Annotated in this window: 19 protein-coding genes and 1 pseudogene; 1 reads left to right on the plus strand and 19 read right to left on the minus strand. The window is 43.7% G+C overall.

The window, feature by feature from the left end:
* Nucleotides 1-7: 7 nt before the first annotated feature.
* The 5 genes and pseudogenes from pepT to lolC form a co-directional block, all read right to left on the minus strand.
* Entirely contained in the window at nt 8-1,243 is a 1,236-nt protein-coding gene (pepT, locus tag AAC853_RS14425; protein WP_340614945.1) for a peptidase T, read from the minus strand.
* 65 nt (nt 1,244-1,308) lie between these two features.
* Entirely contained in the window at nt 1,309-2,139 is an 831-nt protein-coding gene (gene cobB, locus AAC853_RS14430) for a Sir2 family NAD+-dependent deacetylase (RefSeq protein ID WP_340614946.1), read from the minus strand.
* A gap of 56 nt (nt 2,140-2,195) precedes the next feature.
* Nucleotides 2,196-3,443, minus strand: coding sequence for a lipoprotein-releasing ABC transporter permease subunit LolE (gene lolE / locus AAC853_RS14435; RefSeq protein WP_338885147.1), 1,248 nt, complete (start codon nt 3,441-3,443; stop codon nt 2,196-2,198).
* Nucleotides 3,443-4,147, minus strand: coding sequence for a lipoprotein-releasing ABC transporter ATP-binding protein LolD (gene lolD, locus AAC853_RS14440; protein WP_189758246.1), 705 nt, complete (start codon nt 4,145-4,147; stop codon nt 3,443-3,445). The genes lolE and lolD overlap by 1 nt, the downstream gene beginning before the upstream one ends.
* Nucleotides 4,140-5,344: pseudogene (gene lolC / locus AAC853_RS14445) on the minus strand (lipoprotein-releasing ABC transporter permease subunit LolC). Before lolC ends, lolD begins: the two are co-directional and overlap by 8 nt.
* 197 nt (nt 5,345-5,541) lie before the next feature.
* Between lolC and mfd the strand changes: the two are divergent.
* Nucleotides 5,542-8,988, plus strand: a complete 3,447-nt coding sequence (gene mfd, locus AAC853_RS14450; RefSeq protein ID WP_340614947.1) for a transcription-repair coupling factor — start codon at nt 5,542-5,544, stop codon at nt 8,986-8,988.
* Nucleotides 8,989-9,120: 132 nt separating this feature from the next.
* Here the strand turns inward: mfd and umoD are convergent, their stop codons facing one another.
* The 14 genes from umoD to fabG all read right to left on the minus strand — a co-directional run bounded on the left by umoD (nt 9,121) and on the right by fabG (nt 21,748).
* The gene (gene umoD / locus AAC853_RS14455) at nt 9,121-9,603 is read right to left on the minus strand and encodes a UmoD family flagellar biogenesis regulator (RefSeq protein ID WP_340614948.1); all 483 of its coding nucleotides are present in this window, start codon (nt 9,601-9,603) and stop codon (nt 9,121-9,123) included.
* 859 nt (nt 9,604-10,462) lie between these two features.
* A complete protein-coding gene (locus AAC853_RS14460; RefSeq protein ID WP_338885142.1) occupies nt 10,463-11,767 on the minus strand; it encodes an NAD(P)/FAD-dependent oxidoreductase in 1,305 nt (434 codons plus the stop codon).
* A gap of 200 nt (nt 11,768-11,967) precedes the next feature.
* Complete coding sequence (nagZ, locus tag AAC853_RS14465; protein WP_340614949.1) at nt 11,968-12,978, minus strand: beta-N-acetylhexosaminidase; 1,011 nt, start codon at nt 12,976-12,978, stop codon at nt 11,968-11,970.
* Between the two features lie 39 nt (nt 12,979-13,017).
* Entirely contained in the window at nt 13,018-13,890 is an 873-nt protein-coding gene (locus AAC853_RS14470) for a phosphotransferase (protein ID WP_340614950.1), read from the minus strand.
* Entirely contained in the window at nt 13,877-14,446 is a 570-nt protein-coding gene (gene lpoB / locus AAC853_RS14475; RefSeq protein ID WP_340614951.1) for a penicillin-binding protein activator LpoB, read from the minus strand. The genes AAC853_RS14470 and lpoB overlap by 14 nt, the downstream gene beginning before the upstream one ends.
* A gap of 53 nt (nt 14,447-14,499) precedes the next feature.
* Nucleotides 14,500-14,850, minus strand: a complete 351-nt coding sequence (gene hinT, locus AAC853_RS14480) for a purine nucleoside phosphoramidase (RefSeq protein ID WP_047767386.1) — start codon at nt 14,848-14,850, stop codon at nt 14,500-14,502.
* A 53-nt stretch (nt 14,851-14,903) separates the two neighbouring features.
* Complete coding sequence (locus tag AAC853_RS14485) at nt 14,904-15,689, minus strand: metal-dependent hydrolase (RefSeq protein WP_189758239.1); 786 nt, start codon at nt 15,687-15,689, stop codon at nt 14,904-14,906.
* Between the two features lie 22 nt (nt 15,690-15,711).
* Nucleotides 15,712-16,701: a DNA polymerase III subunit delta' gene (gene holB, locus AAC853_RS14490; RefSeq protein WP_340614952.1), complete on the minus strand. Its 990-nt coding sequence runs from the start codon at nt 16,699-16,701 to the stop codon at nt 15,712-15,714.
* A gap of 19 nt (nt 16,702-16,720) precedes the next feature.
* Nucleotides 16,721-17,353 carry a dTMP kinase gene (tmk, locus tag AAC853_RS14495; RefSeq protein WP_189758237.1) on the minus strand — a complete coding sequence of 211 codons (633 nt, stop codon included), beginning with the start codon at nt 17,351-17,353 and terminating at the stop codon, nt 16,721-16,723.
* The gene (gene mltG / locus AAC853_RS14500) at nt 17,350-18,375 is read right to left on the minus strand and encodes an endolytic transglycosylase MltG (protein WP_340614953.1); all 1,026 of its coding nucleotides are present in this window, start codon (nt 18,373-18,375) and stop codon (nt 17,350-17,352) included. Before mltG ends, tmk begins: the two co-directional genes overlap by 4 nt.
* A gap of 39 nt (nt 18,376-18,414) precedes the next feature.
* The gene (pabC, locus tag AAC853_RS14505) at nt 18,415-19,242 is read right to left on the minus strand and encodes an aminodeoxychorismate lyase (RefSeq protein WP_340614954.1); all 828 of its coding nucleotides are present in this window, start codon (nt 19,240-19,242) and stop codon (nt 18,415-18,417) included.
* A gap of 68 nt (nt 19,243-19,310) precedes the next feature.
* Nucleotides 19,311-20,552, minus strand: a complete 1,242-nt coding sequence (gene fabF, locus AAC853_RS14510; RefSeq protein WP_338885134.1) for a beta-ketoacyl-ACP synthase II — start codon at nt 20,550-20,552, stop codon at nt 19,311-19,313.
* Between the two features lie 74 nt (nt 20,553-20,626).
* Nucleotides 20,627-20,863, minus strand: a complete 237-nt coding sequence (gene acpP / locus AAC853_RS14515) for an acyl carrier protein (RefSeq protein ID WP_012989255.1) — start codon at nt 20,861-20,863, stop codon at nt 20,627-20,629.
* Nucleotides 20,864-21,013: 150 nt separating this feature from the next.
* Complete coding sequence (gene fabG, locus AAC853_RS14520; protein ID WP_340614955.1) at nt 21,014-21,748, minus strand: 3-oxoacyl-ACP reductase FabG; 735 nt, start codon at nt 21,746-21,748, stop codon at nt 21,014-21,016.
* Nucleotides 21,749-21,757 lie beyond the last annotated feature (9 nt).

Here is a 21,757-nt window from a genome sequence, read left to right on the forward strand (position 1 = left end):
GTGGCGGTTATTCGGGCGAGACATGGCTTACCGTCAATTCAGCAATCCGCATAATCACATTAACGGCTTGTTCCATGCCTTCCAGTGAAATAAATTCGTGCTTGCTGTGATAATTATATCCGCCCGTAAAAATATTCGGGCAAGGGAGGCCACGATAAGATAACTCTGCACCATCAGTCCCCCCACGTATCGGCTGGATTATTGGTTCAATATGACAATCGAGCATCGCTTGTTTAGCAATGGCAATAACATGAGGATATTTAAGCACCTCGCTATGCATGTTGTAATAATCATCATCAATCGCCAGCTCAATATAGCAGTCTGGATGTAATCCTTCTCCGATAGTTTCCGCAATAGCAATGAGATTTTTTTTACGTTTTGCAAAATTAGCCCTGTCAAAATCCCGGATGATATAGTGCATCTCGGCACGCTCAACAGTCCCTTTTATGCTATGCAGATGATAAAAACCTTCATAACCTTCGGTCTGTTCAGGCGTTTCTTCAGCCGGTAAAGCATGATGAATGCGCATGGCTAATGTCAATGCGTTAACCATAACTCCTTTGGCACTGCCCGGATGAGCCATATTCCCCAGAATCTTGATGACCACGGATGCGGCATTGAAATTTTCAAATTCCAATTCCCCCACTCCGCCGCCATCAACGGTATAGGCCCATTCTGCGCCGAAAGCCGCTAGATCAAAATAGTGTGCTCCCCTGCCAATTTCCTCATCTGGCGTGAACGCAATCCGAATATCACCATGTGGAATATTTCTCTGTTTCAAGCGCACCATCGCGGTAATGATTTCAGCGATCCCGGCTTTATCATCAGCACCCAACAGTGTTTTGCCATCGGTCGTAATTAATGTTTTCCCCAGTAAGCTATGTAATACAGGGAACATGACGGGAGATAACACGTCATCTCCTATCCCTAACGCAATATCACCACCACGATAATTTTCCACAATCTGGGGATTAACATGCTTACCGGAAAAATCCGGGGAGGTATCGAGGTGGGCAATAAAACCAATGACAGGAACAGGCGTTGCAACATTTTTTGGCAATGTTGCCATCACACATCCCCGTTCATTGAGAGTGACATCGGCAAAACCAAGCTGGATCAACTCCTCATATAATACCTTGGCAAGATCCAGTTGACCGTTACTACTGGGAATGGTTTTAGCGGATGGTTTTGATTGCGTATTAAATGCAATATATTTAAAAAAACGCTCTAATAATCTATCCATCTTCTTCTCCCGAGTTCATGTGGATTTATTATGAAAAAGATGGATAGCGTAGGCATTGCGTCAAGTCAGCTTTTATCCGTCTTCATCTGCTGAATTAAGGATTGAACATATTGCGTAACTATTTTACTGGCATAACCATAATGTTTTTCATCAAACAAATTCTCGACCTGGCTAGGTTCAAGGTTCAGCTCAACAGTGTGCGCCCCAGACAATTTAGCCTCATGCACAAACCCCGCTGCCGGATAAACGTGGCCCGATGTTCCAATAGCGATAAAGATATCTGCATCAGCTAAAGCAGAATAAATCTGCTCCATACCCAATGGCATTTCCCCAAACCATACTACATGAGGGCGTAATGGGGACGGGAATTGGCAACAATGGCAACGATCTTCCATAGTGAGATCATTTGTCCACTCAACGACTTGTCCAGATTGACAACACCGAACTTTCAGTAATTCACCGTGCATATGCAGAACACGACGACTTCCCGCACGTTCATGCAGATCATCAATATTCTGTGTCACCAATAAAAAATGGTCACCAAGCTCCTGTTCGAGTTCCGCCAGGGCATGATGTGCAGCATTAGGCTGAATATCCGGTTGTTGTAGCTGCTTGCGGCGGGCATTATAAAATGCCTGAACCAGATCAGGATCACGCTGAAAACCTTCCGGAGTCGCAACATCTTCGACACGATGCTCTTCCCACAGGCCATCGGCAGAGCGAAATGTTTGAATACCTGACTCAGCCGAAATTCCTGCTCCTGTCAGGATCACCACATAAGGTTTTTGTATTTTATTTGCCAATCGGATATCCCTGTAAAAGTTTTGTCTATGTGATCGCTGTCGCCGTAATCGCTTGGTTCGGTAAAATTTACTGTGCCGATGAAGAACCCGCATAGATTATTTCCTTGTATACGATAGCGTGCTTAGATACGCGTTGATTCCCCGATATCCTATTGTCCACTCAAAATTCGCGCTGGATCAAGTTTACTGGCCCGACGAGCAGGATACCAACTCGCCAACAAACTTAATACTAATGCCGTTAACAGAACATAAAGCACATCCATAACATGCAATTCTGATGGCAAAAAGTCGATAAAATAGATATCTCCTGAAAGGAGTTGGTGTCCAAGCAGCTTTTCTAACCCTTTAATGATAGCCGTCAAATTTAATGATGTGAAAATCCCGACAACGACACCAATTATGCTCCCTATCATGCCTGTTAGTAATCCATACCATAAAAAAATTGCCCTGATATGGCTATCCTTTGCTCCCAAAGTACGCAAGATAGCGATGTCACTGCTTTTATCCTTCACCGCCATAATCAGTGTTGAAATAATATTAAAGCAAGCAACACCAATAACCAGTACCATCGCCAGGTACATAATGCTACGTACCATCTGGATATCGTTGTACATATAACCGTAATCTTTTGTCCAGGTGCTGATATAGACATACTTTCCTGTCGCGTTACCTGCATCCCACACACGTTGCTCTGCGGCAAAAACATTATCGGCTTTAATGGCAATACCGGTGATTGCATTACCGTAATCCAGATAGTTCTGGGCATCAGGCAAAGGAACAAGGGCCAAACTGTGATCTAACATGCCACTCAACTGGAAAATACCCGCAACCTGTAAACGGATGCGTTTAGGCTGCAAAAGTTTCAGGCTCGCATCATTATTGGGGATCATGACAGTCACCCAATCACCCTGTTTCACGTGCAGTGAATTAGCCACCCCCTGCCCTAAAATCACCTGATTTTTTCCTGCCCTGAACGTTTTCCATGCCCCGTTACGCACAAACTGAGGTAAGGTACTCACATCCATCTCGGTATCCAGATCGACTCCACGCACCTGTATAGCATGAAGTTTTTCACCGCGCTCCATCAGGCCAGTGAACTCAATATAGGGAGAGGCTCCGGCAATACCTGGTGTCTGTCTCACCCGCTTAAGGGCGGTTTCCCAATCCTGGAAAGGCTGCTCCACAGCATAAATTTGTCCATGTGGCACAACGGAAAGTATCCGATTGTTCAACTCTCGTTCAAAACCGTTCATGGCACTCAAGCCAATAATCAGCACCGCCACACCCAACATGATACCCAGCGTTGAAATGACAGAGATCAGGGAAACCATGCCTGAACGACGTCGGCCACGACTAAATCGTAATGCGGTAAATAGTGCAAGAGGCAGATTTACCATTACATCTCCCCCGCCGCCAGGGTTAATTCATCCTGCAAATACCCATCACGCATTTCTACCTGACGTGCCAGTTGCTTAGCTAATTTCAGATCATGGGTGACAACAAGAAACGCAGTACCTTGCTGTTGGTTCAATTCTTGCAAAAGCTGAAACACACTGTCTGCATTTCGTTGATCAAGGTTACCCGTTGGTTCATCCGCCAACACCAATGACGGTTCATTTACCAACGCCCTAGCAATGGCAACACGTTGACGTTCTCCCCCTGACAGCTCAGATGGCCGATGATGCGCCCGATGCTCCAACCCAACCGCCGCCAGCATATCCAGCGCTTTTTGTTGAGAATGGCGTTTTTGTCCGCCAATCAGGAGCGGCATCGCAACATTTTCCAATGCCGTAAAATCAGGCAATAAATGGTGAAACTGATAAATGAAACCAATTTCACTGTTACGTAATTCTGCCCGCGCGGACGAAGACATGTGGTTGAGTGATTGCCCTTTGAACCGGACTTCACCAGACGTAGGTGAATCCAAACCACCAAGCAAGTGCAAGAGGGTACTTTTGCCAGAGCCAGAACTCCCGACAATGGCCATTATTTCACCCTGTTGCATGGAAAAAGTGACATTCTTTAATACTTCTGTAGAAATTTTTCCTTCCTGATATTTTTTGCACAGTTGGTGACACAGTAATAAAGGGTGTTTACTCATAACGTAAAGCCTCAGCAGGTTGGGTGGTCGCCGCGCGCCAGGAAGGGTACAGCGTCGAGATTAAGGAGATCAACATGGCACTGATGGCAATCAGCATTACTTGCGTAGTATCAATTGCAACAGGTAACTGAATGCCCTCAGCCAGCAATCCGATAATTGGCATGAGATTATTTAACTGACTGGAAAGCAATATTCCCAACCCTGTTCCCAATACAGCACCAATAATGCCGGCTCCCGCGCCCTGGATCATAAAGATGGCCATCACTTGACGTCGGGTCAGACCTTGCGTCTGCAAGATAGCGATTTCACCCTGTTTTTCCATCACCAATAAAGAGAGAGAGAGGTAATAATGTTAAAAGCAGCAACAGCTATAATCAGGCTCAGCAATAATCCCATCATGTTTTTCTCCATGCGAACCGCCTGAAAAAATTCCCCTTTGCGTTCACGCCAATCTTTCCATATCAGCCCTTTTGGCAAGGTTTGCTGGCTCAAGGCATCTACGGTGAGTGGCTCATTGAGAAACAAACGCCAGCCGGTAATATTACCTATGGGATAGCGCAACAATCTGGCCGCATCCTGTTGATTAACTAACATTTCCGTACCATCGGCTTCACTATTGGCGAAGAATGTACCCGCTACCGTGAATAAACGCTGGCTGGGAATTCGGCCCATTGGCGTTAACTGACTGGCACTCGGCACGATAATACGGATTTTATCGCCCCGTTTTACCCCTAATTTAGCCGCCAATTTTTCTCCCAAAATGACAAAATAACCTCCGGGTTGTAGTTGGCTTCGATTGACATTAACAAGATGTTCTGCCAATGGCGCATATTCGTCCTGGTTAATACCTAACATGACACCAACCCCTACATTGTGGTGACTCTGTAGCACCACATCTCCTTGTACGATAGAGGTGATGCGATTAACCCCCTTTAATCCCACCAGCTGACTAACCGGATGTTCAACCGGATTGATAGCGCCTTTTTCCGATGTAATGATAGCCTGCGGCATAAAGCCCAGGATGCTACTTTCTAATGAACGCTCAAAACCGTTCATGACTGACAATACCGTAATCAAGGCCGTGACGCCTAGCGTAATGCCAATCGCTGACAACCATGAAACAAAACGGCCAAATTTATCGACCGCCCGCCCGCGCATATAGCGCAATCCTATAAATAATGAGACCGATTGAAACATGAAATCTGTTACGCCCCTGTTGCCAAAGCAAAGTGTTCGGGGATAATAAAGGGTAGCAATATTTTATGGAACCACCCGTATCCCGGTTCTGTGGTTTTTTTTACTTTCTCTCAACCTACCAGCGTATTTATTGTAAGGCCACTGGGGCAAAAATGTGTTGGGAATGGACTGAATCTTAGAGAACACATCAAACGCTTATGTCAGCAAAATATCGTTATCAACTTCCTGAAAGCCGCGGCGATACCCGCTACTTAGGCCATTTGACGGGTGCCGCTTGTGCCGTTGAATGTGCTGAAATCATTGAACGTCACCCAGGGCCAATACTGCTGGTGACCAAAGATATGCAAAATGCCCTACGATTGCGTGATGAAATTCAACAGTTCACCGACGCACCAATAAATACGATGTCAGATTGGGAAACTTTGCCCTACGATAGTTTTTCTCCTCACCAAGAAATTATCTCCAACCGCCTGTCCACGCTTTATCACTTACCATTTATGACGAAAGGGGCATTAATCCTTCCCGTCAACACCTTAATGCAACGTGTCTGCCCTCACGATTATCTCAAAGGACATGCATTGGTCATGCACAAGGGGCAGCGTCTTTCACGTGATAAACTGCGGGCAGAACTGGAACAAGCAGGTTATCGCAGTGTTGAACAGGTACTTGAACATGGCGAATTTGCTACACGTGGTGCCTTGTTTGATCTCTTCCCTATGGGCAGTGAGTATCCTTATCGTATTGATTTTTTTGATGATGAGATAGACAGCCTGCGTACGTTTGATGTGGATAGTCAGCGCACCTTGGCCGAAATGGAAAAAATCAATTTATTGCCAGCCCATGAGTTTCCAACCGACCAGGATGCGATTGAGCTGTTTCGTAGCCAATGGCGCGAACAGTTCGAAGTCCGTCGTGATGCTGAACATATTTATCAGCAAGTCAGTAAAAAAATGCTCCCTGCCGGCATTGAATATTGGCAACCCTTGTTCTTTGAACACCCCTTACCCGCCATCTTTGAATATCTGCCCGAAAATACCCTGCTGATTACCCAAAATTTGGTCAGTGCGGCGGAGCGTTTCTGGCAAGATACGAAACAACGTTTTGAAAACCGCAAAGTTGATCCCATGCGCCCGTTACTCGCTCCCGAACAGCTTTGGTTGCCTGTCAATACGCTATTCTCGGAATTGAAAAATTGGCCTCGGATTGAAGTTGATAATTCCCCCCTTCCCCAAAAAGCAAGGAATACCAATTTAGCCTATCAGGCTCTGCCTGATTTATCGGTTGCCGCACAGCAAAAAGAGCCATTGGATAAATTACGCCGTTTCATAGAGCAATTCAGCGGTAAGATCGTGTTTTCAGTGGAAAGTGAAGGGCGCCGAGAATCCATAAAAGAATTGTTGTCCCGAATTAAAGTCCAACCGGAAAAAATAAACCAGCTCACTGACGCCAATAATCCCGGCCATTATTTGATGGTGGGTGCCGCAGAGCATGGTTTTATTGATGAAGATAACAATCTCGCCCTGATTTGTGAAAGTGATATGCTGGGCGAACGTGTCAGTCGTCGTCGTCAGGATAACCGGCGCACAATTAATACCGATACATTGATCCGCAATCTCGCTGAATTGCGGCATGGACAACCTGTTGTTCACCTTGAACATGGCGTTGGCCGCTATCAGGGACTGATAACATTAGAAGCGGGTGGCATTAAGGCAGAATATCTTATCCTGACTTATGCCGGAGAAGACAAATTGTATGTACCAGTCTCTTCCCTTCATCTCATCAGCCGTTATGCGGGTGGTGCTGAGGAGAGTGCGCCCTTGCATAAATTGGGCGGAGAGGCATGGAATAAAGCGCGCCAGAAAGCAGCTGAAAAAGTACGTGACGTTGCAGCCGAACTCCTGGATGTTTACGCACAACGAGCCGTGAAACCGGGTTTTGCTTTCAAGAACGATCGCGAACAGTACCAACTGTTCTGCCAAAGTTTTCCCTTTGACACAACGCCAGATCAAGAACAAGCCATCAATGCAGTCCTTGATGATATGTGCGAACCTATTGCTATGGATAGGCTAGTCTGTGGCGATGTCGGGTTTGGGAAAACAGAAGTCGCAATGCGTGCCGCATTCCTCTCCGTCATCAACAATAAGCAAGTCGCAGTGCTTGTGCCAACTACCTTATTAGCACAACAGCATTATGATAATTTCCGTGATCGTTTTGCCAATTGGCCTGTGCACATTGAAGTTATGTCTCGTTTTCGTAGTGCAAAAGAGCAACAACAGGTCATTGATATGGCGGCGGAAGGTAAAGTGGATATCATTATTGGCACCCATAAACTGCTGCAAAGTGATTTGCGCTGGAAAGATCTCGGTTTGTTGATCGTCGATGAGGAACATCGTTTCGGCGTTCGTCATAAAGAACGTATCAAAGCTATTCGGGCAAATGTTGATGTCCTGACACTCACCGCCACCCCGATCCCTCGTACACTCAATATGGCAATGAGTGGTATGCGCGATCTCTCCATTATCGCTACTCCCCCAGCCCGCCGTCTGGCAGTAAAAACGTTTGTACGTGAATATGATAGCCTGGTGGTACGTGAATCTATCCTGCGTGAAATTTTGCGTGGTGGACAAGTTTACTATCTGTATAACGATGTTGAAAACATCGAAAAGGCAAAAGCCCGACTGGAAGAGTTGGTTCCCGAAGCCAGAATTGTTGTAGGGCATGGGCAAATGCGTGAGCGTGATCTGGAACGCGTTATGACGGATTTCCATCACCAACGCTTTAACGTTCTGGTGTGTACCACTATCATCGAAACGGGCATCGATATTCCCAGCGCCAATACCATCATCATCGAACGTGCCGATCATTTTGGCCTGGCTCAATTACACCAATTACGTGGACGTGTCGGGCGCTCCCACCATCAGGCTTATGCTTATTTGCTGACACCGCATCCAAAAGCCATGACCAACGATGCACAAAAACGGCTGGAGGCTATTGCATCTCTCGAAGATCTGGGGGCTGGTTTTGCATTGGCTACCCACGATTTGGAAATTAGGGGAGCTGGCGAATTGTTGGGTGAAGACCAGAGTGGGCAGATGACCAGCATTGGTTTTACTCTCTATATGGAGTTATTGGAAAATGCCGTTGATGCCCTGAAAAATGGGCGAGAGCCTTCGCTTGAAGATCTCACCAATAACCAGACTGAGATAGAATTGCGTATGCCTGTGCTGTTACCTGATGACTATATTCCAGATGTCAACATACGCTTATCTTTCTATAAGCGCATTGCCAGCGCACAAAATAATCCCGAATTGGATGAGTTGAAAGTCGAACTTATTGACCGATTTGGTATTCTACCCGATTCAGGACGCCAACTGCTGCAATCTGCTTCTATCCGCCTGATCGCCCGACAACTCGGTATTAAACGTATTGAAGCACATGAAAAAGGGGGTTTTATTGAGTTTGGTCATCATAGTAAAGTCGATCCGAATTATCTCATTAATTTGTTACAAACGCAGCCCCATATTTACCGCTTGGATGGCGCTTATAAATTGAAATTTATTACTGAGTTAACCGAACGAGCCACTCGTTTATCGTTTATCCAGCAATTATTAGAAAATTTCGATTTACACAAAAGTGATGCCTAATCAAGCCACTTAAGCGATAAAAGTCATGTCACGATTGCACTATTTTTCCAGTTCGCCAAATTACCCCTTAATGCGAACTAACCGAGAAACAGTGCAATCTGTTTTTACTCTCCACTAAATAGTTAGAAAAACTCATTGTTGTGGATGTGATTTCAGGATCAATTGTCCTTTCTCATTTAAAGGAATAGTGTCATCAGGTTTGTATTCTATCCTGATTTTTCCTGGTTGCTCACCAATAACATAATTTACGTCATAAGCAACAACACGTGGTTTCTTAAAATGAAACTCTATACAGTTTTTTAACACCGAGTGGATTAGCGCAGGATATTTTCTATTAATTTTCAAATGATTAATGAGGGTTAAAATCCGATATTCATATTTAATCAAATGATTATGCACACTATTTTTTACGGTAAAAGGAATGGGAAATATGGCAATATGACAATAGGATTGACGAAAAGCAACTGTTGATCGGATAGGTTTCGCAGATAATACATGTGCAACGCTGGGGCGTGGAGGTTCAAAATAAAACGTTGCGGCTATACCAATGATGGCAATAGCGATAATAGTCATTATAAAACTCATTACATACTGTCTTATCGTTAGCTTAACCACATAGCACCTTGATATATTAATAATTTTCCACAACTATTTTAAATAAGCTAAAAATGCGCCAAGTTAATTATTGAGAAAAATCCTATTCCATTAAATCAGCAAATTATTAGGACTTATCCATGTAATTATTTATTATTGTGAATAGTTTCAGTGTTGACTTTACGAAAAAACAGCTTCTATACCAACCTAACTTCAAGATGCATGTGATTTTTCCCCGCAAAGCGGGAGAGAAATCAGGTTTCATATCGTGTTGCAACTTGAAGTTTAATGCGTATATACCTATTTCATTAAGAGTTAGTACATAATAAATTGTCACAATAAAAGTTGCCATATAAAAAGCACATACAATAAAAAAACAAAAGATATACCTATCAGGGCCTTAATCCTACAGGCTATCGCAAAATTCTAATACCAAGGTAACCTAACTAAAATAGGCTCTATTATAACGATTAATTAAATCTAATGATAAATTATTTGATTATCTATTAGGTAGATATACATAACTCAGTCAATTAAATGACTCTTGTATAACATATCAATATAATTATGGCTCATTATTTATAAAAATTATCACCTATACGCATTAAACTTCAAGTTGCAATTCACAACACGATATGGAACCTGATTTCTCCCCGCTTCGCGGGGAGAAATCACACGCATCTTGAAGTTAGATTGGTATATAACAATAATGAATTAAAATGAAGCCTGAATTTTATTCAAATACAGTTTTATTCATTATAGTAAATAACCAGGTTAACTTTAGAGAAGAATAATTATGATATGTATAATAATAAATATAATAAATAGGTAAATGACTCACCTTAACTAATTACTTTAAGATGAGCCATTTTTGGGCTAATTAATGCAACTTCAGGCGTGGACGAATAACGCGGTTAATTCCTCCAACCAGCATCATCAAACCTGTTTTAATATACCCATGCAGAGCTACCTGATGCATACGATACAAAGAGATATAAACCATACGAGCAATACGGCCTTCAACCATCATTGAACCACGCATCAAGTTCCCCATCAGGCTACCAACAGTACTGAACTTGGATAATGAAACCAATGAACCATGATCTTTGTAAGCATACTCTTTCAATGGTTTTTCATTCAACAATGCCAGGATATTGTCATAACAACGGCTTGCCATCTGGTGAGCAGACTGCGCACGAGGAGGAACAAAACCCCCCTCTTTTTTCGGGCATGATGCACAATCCCCAATGGCAAAAATACGATCATCCCGTGTGGTTTGCAAAGTGGGTTTTACAACCAATTGATTGATACGGTTGGTTTCCAGTCCACCGATATCTTTCATAAAGTCAGGCGCTTTAATTCCCGCAGCCCAAACCATCAAGGAGGCTTTGATCTGCTCACCCTCTTTGGTATTCAACCCATGCTCATCCGCACTGGTCACCATTGTCTTGGTTAATACCTTAACACCCAGCTTAGTCAACTCTTGATGAGCAGCACTGGAAATACGTGTCGGCAATGCAGGCAGGATACGCTCCCCTGCCTCAACCAACGTCACGTTAAGTGCATCTGAATTCAGGCTTTCAAAGCCATAGCTGTTAAGTTGCTTCACCGCATTATAAAGTTCCGCGGAAAGCTCTACGCCCGTCGCACCACCACCAACAATCGCGATATTCACTTTTTCTTCTGCACTGTGATTTGCAGAATATTTCAGGAACAGGTTCAACATTTCATTGTGGAAACGATGTGCCTGTTGCGGGTTATCAAGGAAAATACAATTTTCCTTCACACCTGCCGTGCCAAAATCGTTAGATTGGCTGCCCAATGCCATAACAAGAATGTCGTAAGCCAGTTCACGCTCTGGTACTAACAAATCACCATCTTCATTACGGATCCCAGCCAGAGTAATTTTCTTCCCTTCACGATTAATATTCGTGAGTGTGCCTAGCTGGAAATTGAAATAATGGTTGCTTGCATGAGCCAAATAACTCAATGCATCAACACCATCATCCAGAGAACCCGTGGCAACTTCATGCAATAGTGGTTTCCATAAATGGCTATTATTGCGATCCACCAAAGTAATTTCGGCTTTTTTCTTACGCCCTAATTTGTGTCCCAAACGCGTTGCCAGCTCTAAACCACCAGCGCCCCCACCAATGATGACAATTCTTGTCTTTGGCGTTGTCATGAATACCCCACTGAAAATACAACATAATGTTATGTAAGGCGCTAAGTTCGTTTCTTTGCGTAAAAACCTTGAATAACGTCCTTAAATAACTTCAAGCTAAACAAATTTCATATTGAAAATATCTCCAGAATATCATGGCAGGTCAGTTGGTCATACCAAAAATAATCACAACTAAATTCTTTTGATTAATTAGACATCAATCACAAAAATTGTTCACACAAACCCTGTAACGCCCGATTAGCCTTTTGCCAACGTTCAGATTGCTGTAACTCTTCCAAACTAAATTGTTTGCCTTGATGGTATAACTGTTTGACTTTAGGTGATTCAATGATCGGTAAGTTATCCAGCACACTGACTGCCCCTTCTCGATTGTTGCACATTAAAATCATGTCACAACCGGCATCTAATGAGGCTTTAGCCCGTTCAGCATAACCGCCCATCACTGCGGCGCCTTCCATCGACAAATCATCAGAAAAAATAACCCCTGTAAATCCTAATTGCTGACGAAGTATGGATTTCAACCAATAGGGTGAACCACTTGCAGGACGGTGATCTATCTGCGGATAAATCACGTGAGCAGGCATAATGGCATCCAACAGATTACGTTGGATAAAATCGCGGAAAATCACCATATCATGACAACTAATGGCATCCATAGGACGATTATCCCGTGGGGTTTCTTTATGGGAATCGGCTGTCACGGCACCATGTCCCGGAAAATGTTTCCCTGTCGATTTCATGCCCGCAGAATGCATTCCTTGAATAAATTTTTCCGCCATTGCCATCGCAGGTTCAAGTTCTTCATGGAATGAACGTTCACCAATGGCTATGCACTTATGCCCTAAATCCAATACTGGCGCAAAGCTGATATCAATATCCATTGCAATCATTTCTGATGCCATTAACCAACCAGACTCTTTTGCCAGATGTGCTCCCATAAGCATGTCATGTACACAAGCAAAAGATTGTGCCGCAGGTAAACGCGTAAACCCTTCATGAAAACGCTGAACACGTCCGCCTTCCTGATCAACAGCAACCACCAATCGATGGCGGGAAGCTGCGCGAATTTGGCGCACCAATTCACGTAATTGTGCTGTATCGTGGAAGTTGCGGGTAAATAAAATTAAGCCACCCACTAATGGATGCTGTAAAATTTCACGCTCTTCGTTATCCAATTCATAGCCAACAACATCTAACATTACTGGCCCCATAGCCTTCCTCACTTCTCTTTAAATTGGTTATTAGATTCACTACGCCAGGTTAAAAGCCTGGCGTAAGGGATGTGCCAGCGATAAAAATTGTTGTTCTCTTGTCTGCTGCCAACGCACTTCATACCACATTAACATCATATAACTGACCCACGGCTCCCATTGCTTAATCTGTTGCTGCAATAAGTGGATATCTGAATATCCTGATGCCTGGGTACAATAATACTCTAAAAAAGTTTTTTGCTGCACTTCATCCCATTGATTTCCCTTGAATAGTACAGCCAGCGAAAAGCCAATATCGACATCCGCAGCGTACTCCCAATCAATCAATTTTAACCCTTTTTCCGTCATTAATAGATTATCAGGGTGAACATCCATATGAGCCGGAGCGATTTTTAGTGCGGTGGGCATCCTACTTGTTATAAAAAATTTGTGCAGGCGTAACCAACAAGGAGATAAACGTTTTCTGTCAATCTGCTGCCATTGGAATGCAATTTGTTTTTTTAATTGAAAGGGATAACCCAATGGAGAATGGTTATGAAGAAGAGCAAGCAGTTGGGCTAATGGCTGCTGTAAAGCTGACTGGCCCAATGTATCGGGTTTTACTTTTGCCCCAATAAGCCACTCAAGCAATAACCAGGTTCCGTGCATAGACACGACTTTAGGCGCAATGCCAATGGAAGATAACCGCCGCAAAATCCGATTTTCTCGTTGGCGGTCCACACCAAGCATTTCACTATGCGGTGTTTGTACGCGTCCGACCATCTGACGCACTTCATTTGTCACTGTATTAGCAATAGAGTAACTTCCCTGTGTCAAACCCGTTAATGGCCTAATTTCCCAAGAGCCTGCGGGAATATCAGGCCATAACTGACACAACACCCTGAGCAAAGCGTCGCCATTAGTTAACGTCACCACTGCCCGACCAGAGTATTTCGCCAGTTTTAACCAGCATTAACTGCATCTCCAGATCACGCTGTCCATGATTATTGGAAACAACGGAATAGAGAACATAATCGGCATTTAAATAACGAGCCAATCCAATGGACTTACTACGCAACCCCAGGCTATCTTCCGATGATAACCCTAGTGCCTGTCTGGCTGAATAGACTTGGGATTTCGGTACAACCTGAAAAGTGTGTTTATTGCTGATGACATTCGTAATTGCATCTGTAGCTTTCAGGGTTCGCAATGAGCCATTCGTATTATTCTTGACAGAATCGACAAGCAGTAATTTTCCCGTTTCCACACCATCAGCATTAACCATCTGATCCACTAACGGCTGAACAATGCTATCCCAATTAATAGATTGAATTTTAGGGGGCTGGGGAACTTTTTCTGATGGTCCTACCGACGGTTCCGGTTTTTTCTCTGGCTTCACCGGTGTAACAGGAGCAGGCTTTTGTGTTTCTGGAACAACACAACTCGCCAGCAACATTGCCGATAATATAACAAAGAGAATTCTTTTCATTAATCTACTCCAGTTACATCACTACTTTGTACCGATACACATAAGTTAGGTTATTATTTTGCTAACAGCGGCCCCAATGGACGTCCACCCACTAAGTGCATGTGGATATGGAAAACTTCCTGTCCAGAATGGCGATTACAGTTCATGATCAAGCGATAACCATCTTCTGCAATGCCTTCCTCTTTTGCTATTTTGGCTGCGACAGTAAACAGACGTCCCAAAGCAAGTTCATGATCAGCGGTAACATCATTAACGGTTGGGATCAATACATTGGGTACGATCAAAACGTGGGTTGGTGCCTGCGGGGAAATGTCGCGAAATGCAGTGACCAAATCATCCTGATAAATAATATCAGAAGGAATTTCTCGACGGATGATTTTACTAAAAATAGTTTCTTCTGCCATTTTACTTCTCCTGTTTATTGTGAGGCCTAAAAACACCGTGTGACACGACTAACTTAGTTTTCTTTAATATTGATATGAAACAGTTCACAAAAATTTCTGGTTGTCACCGCTGCCAATTCTTCAATATTGACGCCTTTCAATACTGCCATATATTCAGCAACATCACGTACATAAGCTGGCTGATTCTGTTTGCCTCGATGGGGAACCGGTGCCAGATAAGGTGAATCGGTTTCGACCAGAATGCGATCGAGTGGCACATATCTTGCCGCTTCACGGATCTGCTCGGCATTGCGGAAAGTGACAATACCAGAAAAAGAGATATAAAAACCCAAATCCAGCAGAGCCTTTGCCGTTTCTTTATCTTCCGTGAAACAATGCAACACGCCACCACAATCCTGGACTTTTTCTTCCCGCAAAACCATCAACGTATCGTCTCTTGCGTCACGGGTATGCACAATCACTGGCTTATTTAATTCACGGCCAATGCGAATATGTTCACGAAATGAAGTTCTCTGGAGTTCAGCATTTTCTTGCTGATAATAATAATCCAGGCCAGTTTCCCCCATTGCGACAACGTCTTCATCCGCAGCCAGTCGGGCAAGTTCTTCGAAATCGTAACCTTCATCCAAATTCAATGGATGGATGCCGCAGGAATACGCTACGTTTTCCCGTTTACCAATCAGTGCCTTCATTTGCTGAAAACCAGGCAACGTGGTTGCCACCGCCAGCATATATTTCACATCCCGTTCGGCCGCTTTCGCCACAACATCATCTACACTTTGGTGCAGCGTTTCATAATCAAGGCAATCGAGATGACAATGCGAATCAACTAAAAACATAATATGCTCGTATCTAACTAAGTTATTGTGCAGGACAAAATTGCCTTTCCCAATTGAGTAATTGTTCCGTTAACAACAATTCCCGATTGACTCCCACCACAGATAATAATTGATGACGACAATGCACCCAATCATCAACTATCTTTAATAATGTTTCTACACTTTGGCTAGCAGCAAGATAATGAATCAGAGCCTGCTGATCCTGGTTAATACAGTAATTCTGCGCCTGCTGCCGCCATTTCACTGCATCGGATAATAAGCTGATCAACCAATGTAAAGATTGCTGCACATCATCACGATTCAGTAAGGGTAAAAGTGACAGGGTATCACATTTATGCAACGCCTGTTCAATTGCCTGGCAAAGTGAATTCCTCTGCTGCCATTTCTCCGTCTGGAGTAATTGCTCCGCGGCCAATGGTGCTCCCTGAGAAAGTTTCAATGCTGTTTGTGCATCTAAAGAGGAGATCGCCGGAAGCTGTTTTTGGAGCCAATAAAGTCCTATCGAAGGTTCAGGCACTGAAATAAAATAGTAAAAACAGCGGCTACGTAGTGTTGCCAGCAAATTTATAGGGTTTTGACATTGCAACAAAAAGTAGGTGTTTTGCGGTGGCTCTTCCAACGTTTTCAATAAGGCGTTAGAAGCTGCATCAGTCAGGGATTCTGCGGATGTGATCCAGGCAATTTTGGCACCCCCTTGCTGAGAATATTCATAGAGCTTCTCACTGAGCCGACGTACTGCGTCGACCCCAATAACATTTTTTCCCTTTTCAGGCGCAAGAACATGCCAGTCAGAATGCGTTTCCGCTAACATCAAATGACAGCCGTGGCATTCGCCACAGCTTTTAATGCCCTGTTTATTCTGACACATTAACCAACGACTCAAACCATACAATAATGCATCAGCCCCCATTCCGGCATGAGCATGAAGCAAAATAGCATGGTGACCACGCCCCTGTTGGTGGAGTTCAACTAACTGACGGTATGCATGATTGAGCCACGGATACCAGTTCATGTCTGAATTTCCTGTGCTTTTAGTCAATGTTCTTTAACCAGGCAAGTAAGGTATGGCGAATATCATCCTGCACTTTTTCCAGTGGTTGGGTGGCATCAATCTTTTTGATACTGTCATCTTTCGCCATAAGTTCGAGATATTTTGTACGGGTGCGATGGAAGAAATCTAAGGACTCCTTTTCAATCCGATCTAATTCACCGCGTTCAAGAGCACGTTGTAAGCCCATTTCTGGTGGTACATCAAGGTAAAGCGTTAAATCTGGCGAAAAATCCCCCAATGCAGCATTGCGTAGTGATGCCATCAACTGCTGATCGATACCTCGGCCTCCTCCCTGATAAGCCTGGGAAGAGAGATCATGACGATCACCAATGACCCAGGTTCCCTTTGCCAATGCTGGCTTGATAATATTTTCCACCAGTTGAACTCTGGCAGCATATAACATTAATAGTTCTGCTTTATCTGTCAGTGATTCTCCTTCAACCCCTTGTTTGATCAGCTCACGGAGTTTTTCTGCTAACGGTGTCCCACCAGGTTCACGGGTAAGCACCAAATCAAAAATACCCTGCTGCTTCAAGGTTTCAACCACTGTCTGAATTGCTGTTGTTTTTCCAGCACCCTCAAGCCCTTCAATTACAATAAATTTGCTACTCATTTATCCTGCTTTAACCTTTGGCGATAAAGGCTTACTGCCTTATTATGTGCTACCAGATTGGTGGTGAATGTGTGCCCTCCATCGCCATTCGCCACAAAATACAAATATTCTGTGACGGCAGGATGTGCTGCCGCCTTAATTGAAGCCAAACCTGGCATGGCGATAGGAGTGGGTGGCAACCCATCAATCATATACGTATTGTATGGTGTAAATGTGTTGAGATTGCTGCGAAAAATCGTACCCGTATATTTATCTCCCAATCCATAAATGACGGTTGGATCAGTTTGCAGTTTCATCTTTAACCGCAGACGATTCACAAATACAGAGGCAACTTTGGTTCGCTCAGATTCAATTGCGGTCTCTTTTTCAATGATAGAGGCCATGATCAACATTTCATAAGCACTGTTATATGGTAGGTTTTTTTCCCTGTTTTCCCATTCCTGCCCAACGACTGTTTTCATTTTGTTATAGGCTCGTTTAAGCAACTCCAGGTCACTCGTGCCTGCTGTATACAAATAGGTATCAGGATAAAACCAACCTTCCAGTGACTCATCTTCTTTCATACCTAAAGCATCAAGCAGCCCTTTCGGTGTCTTATTTTCTATGTCATGTTTTAAGTATGGCGCATTCTGCAATATTTTTGCCCAATCAGAAAAGCGACTACCTTCAACAAAACGAATAGTAAACTGAGTTTCTTTGCCACTGGCAAACAGTTGCAAGACAGACTGCAAAGACATACCTTTTTGCAAACGGTAAGTTCCAGCCTTAAACTTTGCTAACTCTGGTTTAAAGCGGAATAGCCATGGCAGTAATTGACTATCTTCAATCAATTTATGCTGAGCCAATAAGGCTTGCAGTCCAGCACGACCCGTTCCCGCCGGTACAGTAAATATAAGCTCCTGGTTAAGATTAATATCTTGAGCAGCAAAGTTCCCTATTTTCTTCATAAAAGAAAAAAATACGATCACAGCGATTGCAATAAGCAAGCCAGGCAGAATGAAAATGCGCTTTTTTAGTTTCATTCGGTAATCACTTTATTTGTACTTCTAAATACTGATCCGCTAAGGTTTTAAACATTCAGGTAATAAATATTCATGCAACTCTCTTGATTGATATTTCCACGCCGGTTGATTTTTATGCGCTTGAATTTGACTTACTGGCAACACGGGCATTAAGGAATTACAGATAATCACTTCGTCTGCATACGCCAAAGCTTCAGGATAGCGCATAACACATGATAAGCTATAATCACTTTTCGCCAACAATTCGATGATCTTCCGTCGCATGACCCCTTCCACTCCACTCTGGCTGAGATCAGGTGTATAAACATTTTTTCCTTTTCGCCAGAAGATATTAGCCGCACCGCATTCAACTAATAAGCCATCACTATCAAGTACCAGCGCTTCGTCTGCTCCAGATTGTTCAATGAATCGTTTGATCAAAACCTGCTCCAAACGATTTAAATGCTTAATGCCCGCCAGGTAGGGATTAATTCCCATCGAAATGGGGCTAAGAGTCAATGACACACCTTTTTGACGCTGAGTAATATATCGTTCAGGATATGAACCCAAAGATAAAATCTGTGTAGGCTCAATTGTGTCATCAAAGCCATAGCCACGGCCTCCCATTCCCCTGGAAAGAATGATTTTCAACACACCAGAATCACACCCTTTCACTACCTGGTTAATATGGTTCTCAAGTTGGAACCAATCCGGTGCTGGCATAAAGAGTTTTTCAACACCTTTCTGCAACCGTTTTATGTGCAAAGGTAGCAAAGCCGGTATCCCTTGCTCAACCCTTATTGTGGTAAAACAGCCGTCACCAAACTGCACCGCACGATCATTAACAGGTATATGATCGCACTGATTACCATTAATCCAATACGTCATGTTAACTTCTTATTTTTGATAAAAAAGCCCCAACATGTGTTGGGGCTTTTTATAAACACAAAGTGGTTTTAGATCTTGCGGAAAATCAATGACCCATTGGTGCCACCGAAACCAAAAGAGTTACACAATGCGTATTCCATCCCTTCAACGTTGCGCGCTTTACCCGGAACTAAATCCAGACGACAATTCTCATCCTGATTCTCCAAGTTAATGGTTGGAGGAATAATCTGATCACGCAGAGAAAGAATAGTGAAAATAGATTCAATCGCGCCCGCTGCTCCCAACAAATGGCCTGTCATTGATTTGGTTGAACTCACCAATACTTTCGTACCTTCACCAAAAACAGACTCCACTGCGCGTGCTTCTGCGATATCACCAACTGACGTTGAAGTACCATGAGCATTGATATAACCCACTTGCTCTGGTGAAATTCCCGCATCTTTCAGGGCATTTTGCATCGCTAAAGCAGCGCCTGCGCCATCTTCAGGAGGTGACGTCATATGGTAAGCATCACTGCTCATGCCAAAGCCAACAACTTCAGCATAGATTTTCGCACCGCGTTTTTTCGCGTGCTCATACTCTTCCAGTACGACAACACCTGCGCCATCACCCAGAACAAAGCCATCACGATCTTTATCCCAAGGACGACTTGCACCTTGAGGATCGTCATTACGCGTTGACAATGCACGTGCAGCCCCGAACCCAGCAACCCCAAACTCAGTACTCGCTTTTTCTGCACCGCCCGCCAGCATAATGTCAGCATCATTATAGGCAATAATGCGAGCTGCATGACCGATGTTATGTACGCCAGATGTACAGGCAGTTGCAATAGAAATGCTCGGACCACGAAGACCATAAAGGATGCTCAAATGGCCCGCCACCATATTGATGATGGTCGAAGGTACAAAGAATGGGCTGACCTTACGAGGCCCTGCCGATAACAGTGTACTATGATTTTCTTCGATCAGACCCAATCCACCAATACCAGAACCAATAGCAGCACCAAAGCGGCTAGCATTGGCTTCTGTTACTTCGATTCCTGCATCTTCAATAGCTTGTTTGCCCGCAGCAATACCATACTGGATGAAGAGATCCATCTTCCGTGCTTCTTTGCGCGAAATATTGAAATCTTCATGATTAAAATTCTTCACTAAACCTGCAAACTTCGTTGCATGGTTAGAGGTATCAAAATGTTCGATAAGGCCGATACCACTCTGTCCGGCACAAACAGCACTCCAAGAAGACGCTACTGTATTGCCGACAGGAGATAACATGCCTAGTCCGGTCACGACTACTCGACGCTTAGACACGGTTATCCTCCAGGGAGGGAAAAAATTTGGGACGAAAAACATAGGCGGTCGAACGACCGCCTAGGCATGTGTGCTTATTTACCTGCGTTTTCAACGTAGTCAATAGCAGCTTGAACTGTAGTGATTTTCTCAGCTTCTTCGTCTGGGATCTCGATATCGAACTCTTCTTCCAGAGCCATTACCAGTTCAACTGTGTCAAGAGAATCAGCGCCCAAGTCATCAACAAATGAAGCTGTGTTCACAACTTCTTCCTCTTTAACACCCAGTTGTTCAACGATGATTTTCTTAACGCGTTCGTCGATAGTGCTCATACTATTAAATTTCCTATCAAAACTCGCTTTTGCGATGGTTTTCGTAGTTTATAAAATACAGGAAAAGATGCAACCAAATCCCGGCTGGTCGAACCACAATCTGCTTTTTTTGTATAAAAAATACATCAAAAACAGTGAGTTCGCTCATTTTTAGATCATGTACATGCCACCATTGACATGCAATGTTTCACCCGTGATGTAAGCGGCCTCGTCAGAAGCAAGAAACGCTACAGCACTGGCAATTTCCTTTGCATCACCAAGACGATTAGCAGGTATTCCAGCAGCAATGCCTGCACGTTGTTCGTCTGTCAACGCTCTGGTCATATCCGTTTCGATAAAACCAGGTGCAACAACGTTAACAGTGATGCCACGGGAAGCGACTTCACGAGCCAATGATTTACTAAAACCAATAACTCCTGCTTTCGCTGCCGCGTAATTCGCCTGCCCAGCATTTCCCATTGTTCCAACAACAGAGCCAATGGAAATAATACGTCCATAACGTTTTTTCATCATAGAACGCATTACTGCTTTTGACAGACGAAAAATCGAAGAAAGATTCGTGTCAATAATATCTTGCCACTCATCATCTTTCATGCGCATCAACAAGTTATCACGAGTGATGCCCGCATTATTAACTAAAATGTCTATTTCACCAAATTCAGCACGAATATTCGATAGTGCATTTTCAATGGATTCTGAATCTGTGACATTTAGTACAAAACCTTTGCCCTTATCACCCAGGAAGGCACTGATTGCTTCAGCTCCCTTCTCACTGGTTGCGGTGCCAATAACACGTGCACCACGTTCAACCAATAATTCTGCAATCGCGCGACCTATACCACGGCTCGCGCCAGTGACCAGTGCAATTTTTCCATCAAAGCTCATGTTTTCCCC

Source organism: Xenorhabdus thailandensis (assembly GCF_037996785.1).
GTDB classification, from domain to species: domain Bacteria; phylum Pseudomonadota; class Gammaproteobacteria; order Enterobacterales; family Enterobacteriaceae; genus Xenorhabdus; species Xenorhabdus griffiniae.

Coding starts and splice junctions, on each gene's coding strand:
- pepT (WP_340614945.1), bottom strand. CDS start 1,243: ATGGATAGATTATTAGAGCGTTTTTTTAAATATATTGCATTTAATACG.
- cobB (WP_340614946.1), bottom strand. CDS start 2,139: ATGCGGGTTCTTCATCGGCACAGTAAATTTTACCGAACCAAGCGATTA.
- lolE (WP_338885147.1), bottom strand. CDS start 3,443: ATGGTAAATCTGCCTCTTGCACTATTTACCGCATTACGATTTAGTCGT.
- lolD (WP_189758246.1), bottom strand. CDS start 4,147: ATGAGTAAACACCCTTTATTACTGTGTCACCAACTGTGCAAAAAATAT.
- mfd (WP_340614947.1), top strand. CDS start 5,542: ATGTCAGCAAAATATCGTTATCAACTTCCTGAAAGCCGCGGCGATACC.
- AAC853_RS14460 (WP_338885142.1), bottom strand. CDS start 11,767: ATGACAACGCCAAAGACAAGAATTGTCATCATTGGTGGGGGCGCTGGT.
- nagZ (WP_340614949.1), bottom strand. CDS start 12,978: ATGGGGCCAGTAATGTTAGATGTTGTTGGCTATGAATTGGATAACGAA.
- lpoB (WP_340614951.1), bottom strand. CDS start 14,446: ATGAAAAGAATTCTCTTTGTTATATTATCGGCAATGTTGCTGGCGAGT.
- hinT (WP_047767386.1), bottom strand. CDS start 14,850: ATGGCAGAAGAAACTATTTTTAGTAAAATCATCCGTCGAGAAATTCCT.
- AAC853_RS14485 (WP_189758239.1), bottom strand. CDS start 15,689: ATGTTTTTAGTTGATTCGCATTGTCATCTCGATTGCCTTGATTATGAA.
- holB (WP_340614952.1), bottom strand. CDS start 16,701: ATGAACTGGTATCCGTGGCTCAATCATGCATACCGTCAGTTAGTTGAA.
- tmk (WP_189758237.1), bottom strand. CDS start 17,353: ATGAGTAGCAAATTTATTGTAATTGAAGGGCTTGAGGGTGCTGGAAAA.
- mltG (WP_340614953.1), bottom strand. CDS start 18,375: ATGAAACTAAAAAAGCGCATTTTCATTCTGCCTGGCTTGCTTATTGCA.
- pabC (WP_340614954.1), bottom strand. CDS start 19,242: ATGACGTATTGGATTAATGGTAATCAGTGCGATCATATACCTGTTAAT.
- acpP (WP_012989255.1), bottom strand. CDS start 20,863: ATGAGCACTATCGACGAACGCGTTAAGAAAATCATCGTTGAACAACTG.
- fabG (WP_340614955.1), bottom strand. CDS start 21,748: ATGAGCTTTGATGGAAAAATTGCACTGGTCACTGGCGCGAGCCGTGGT.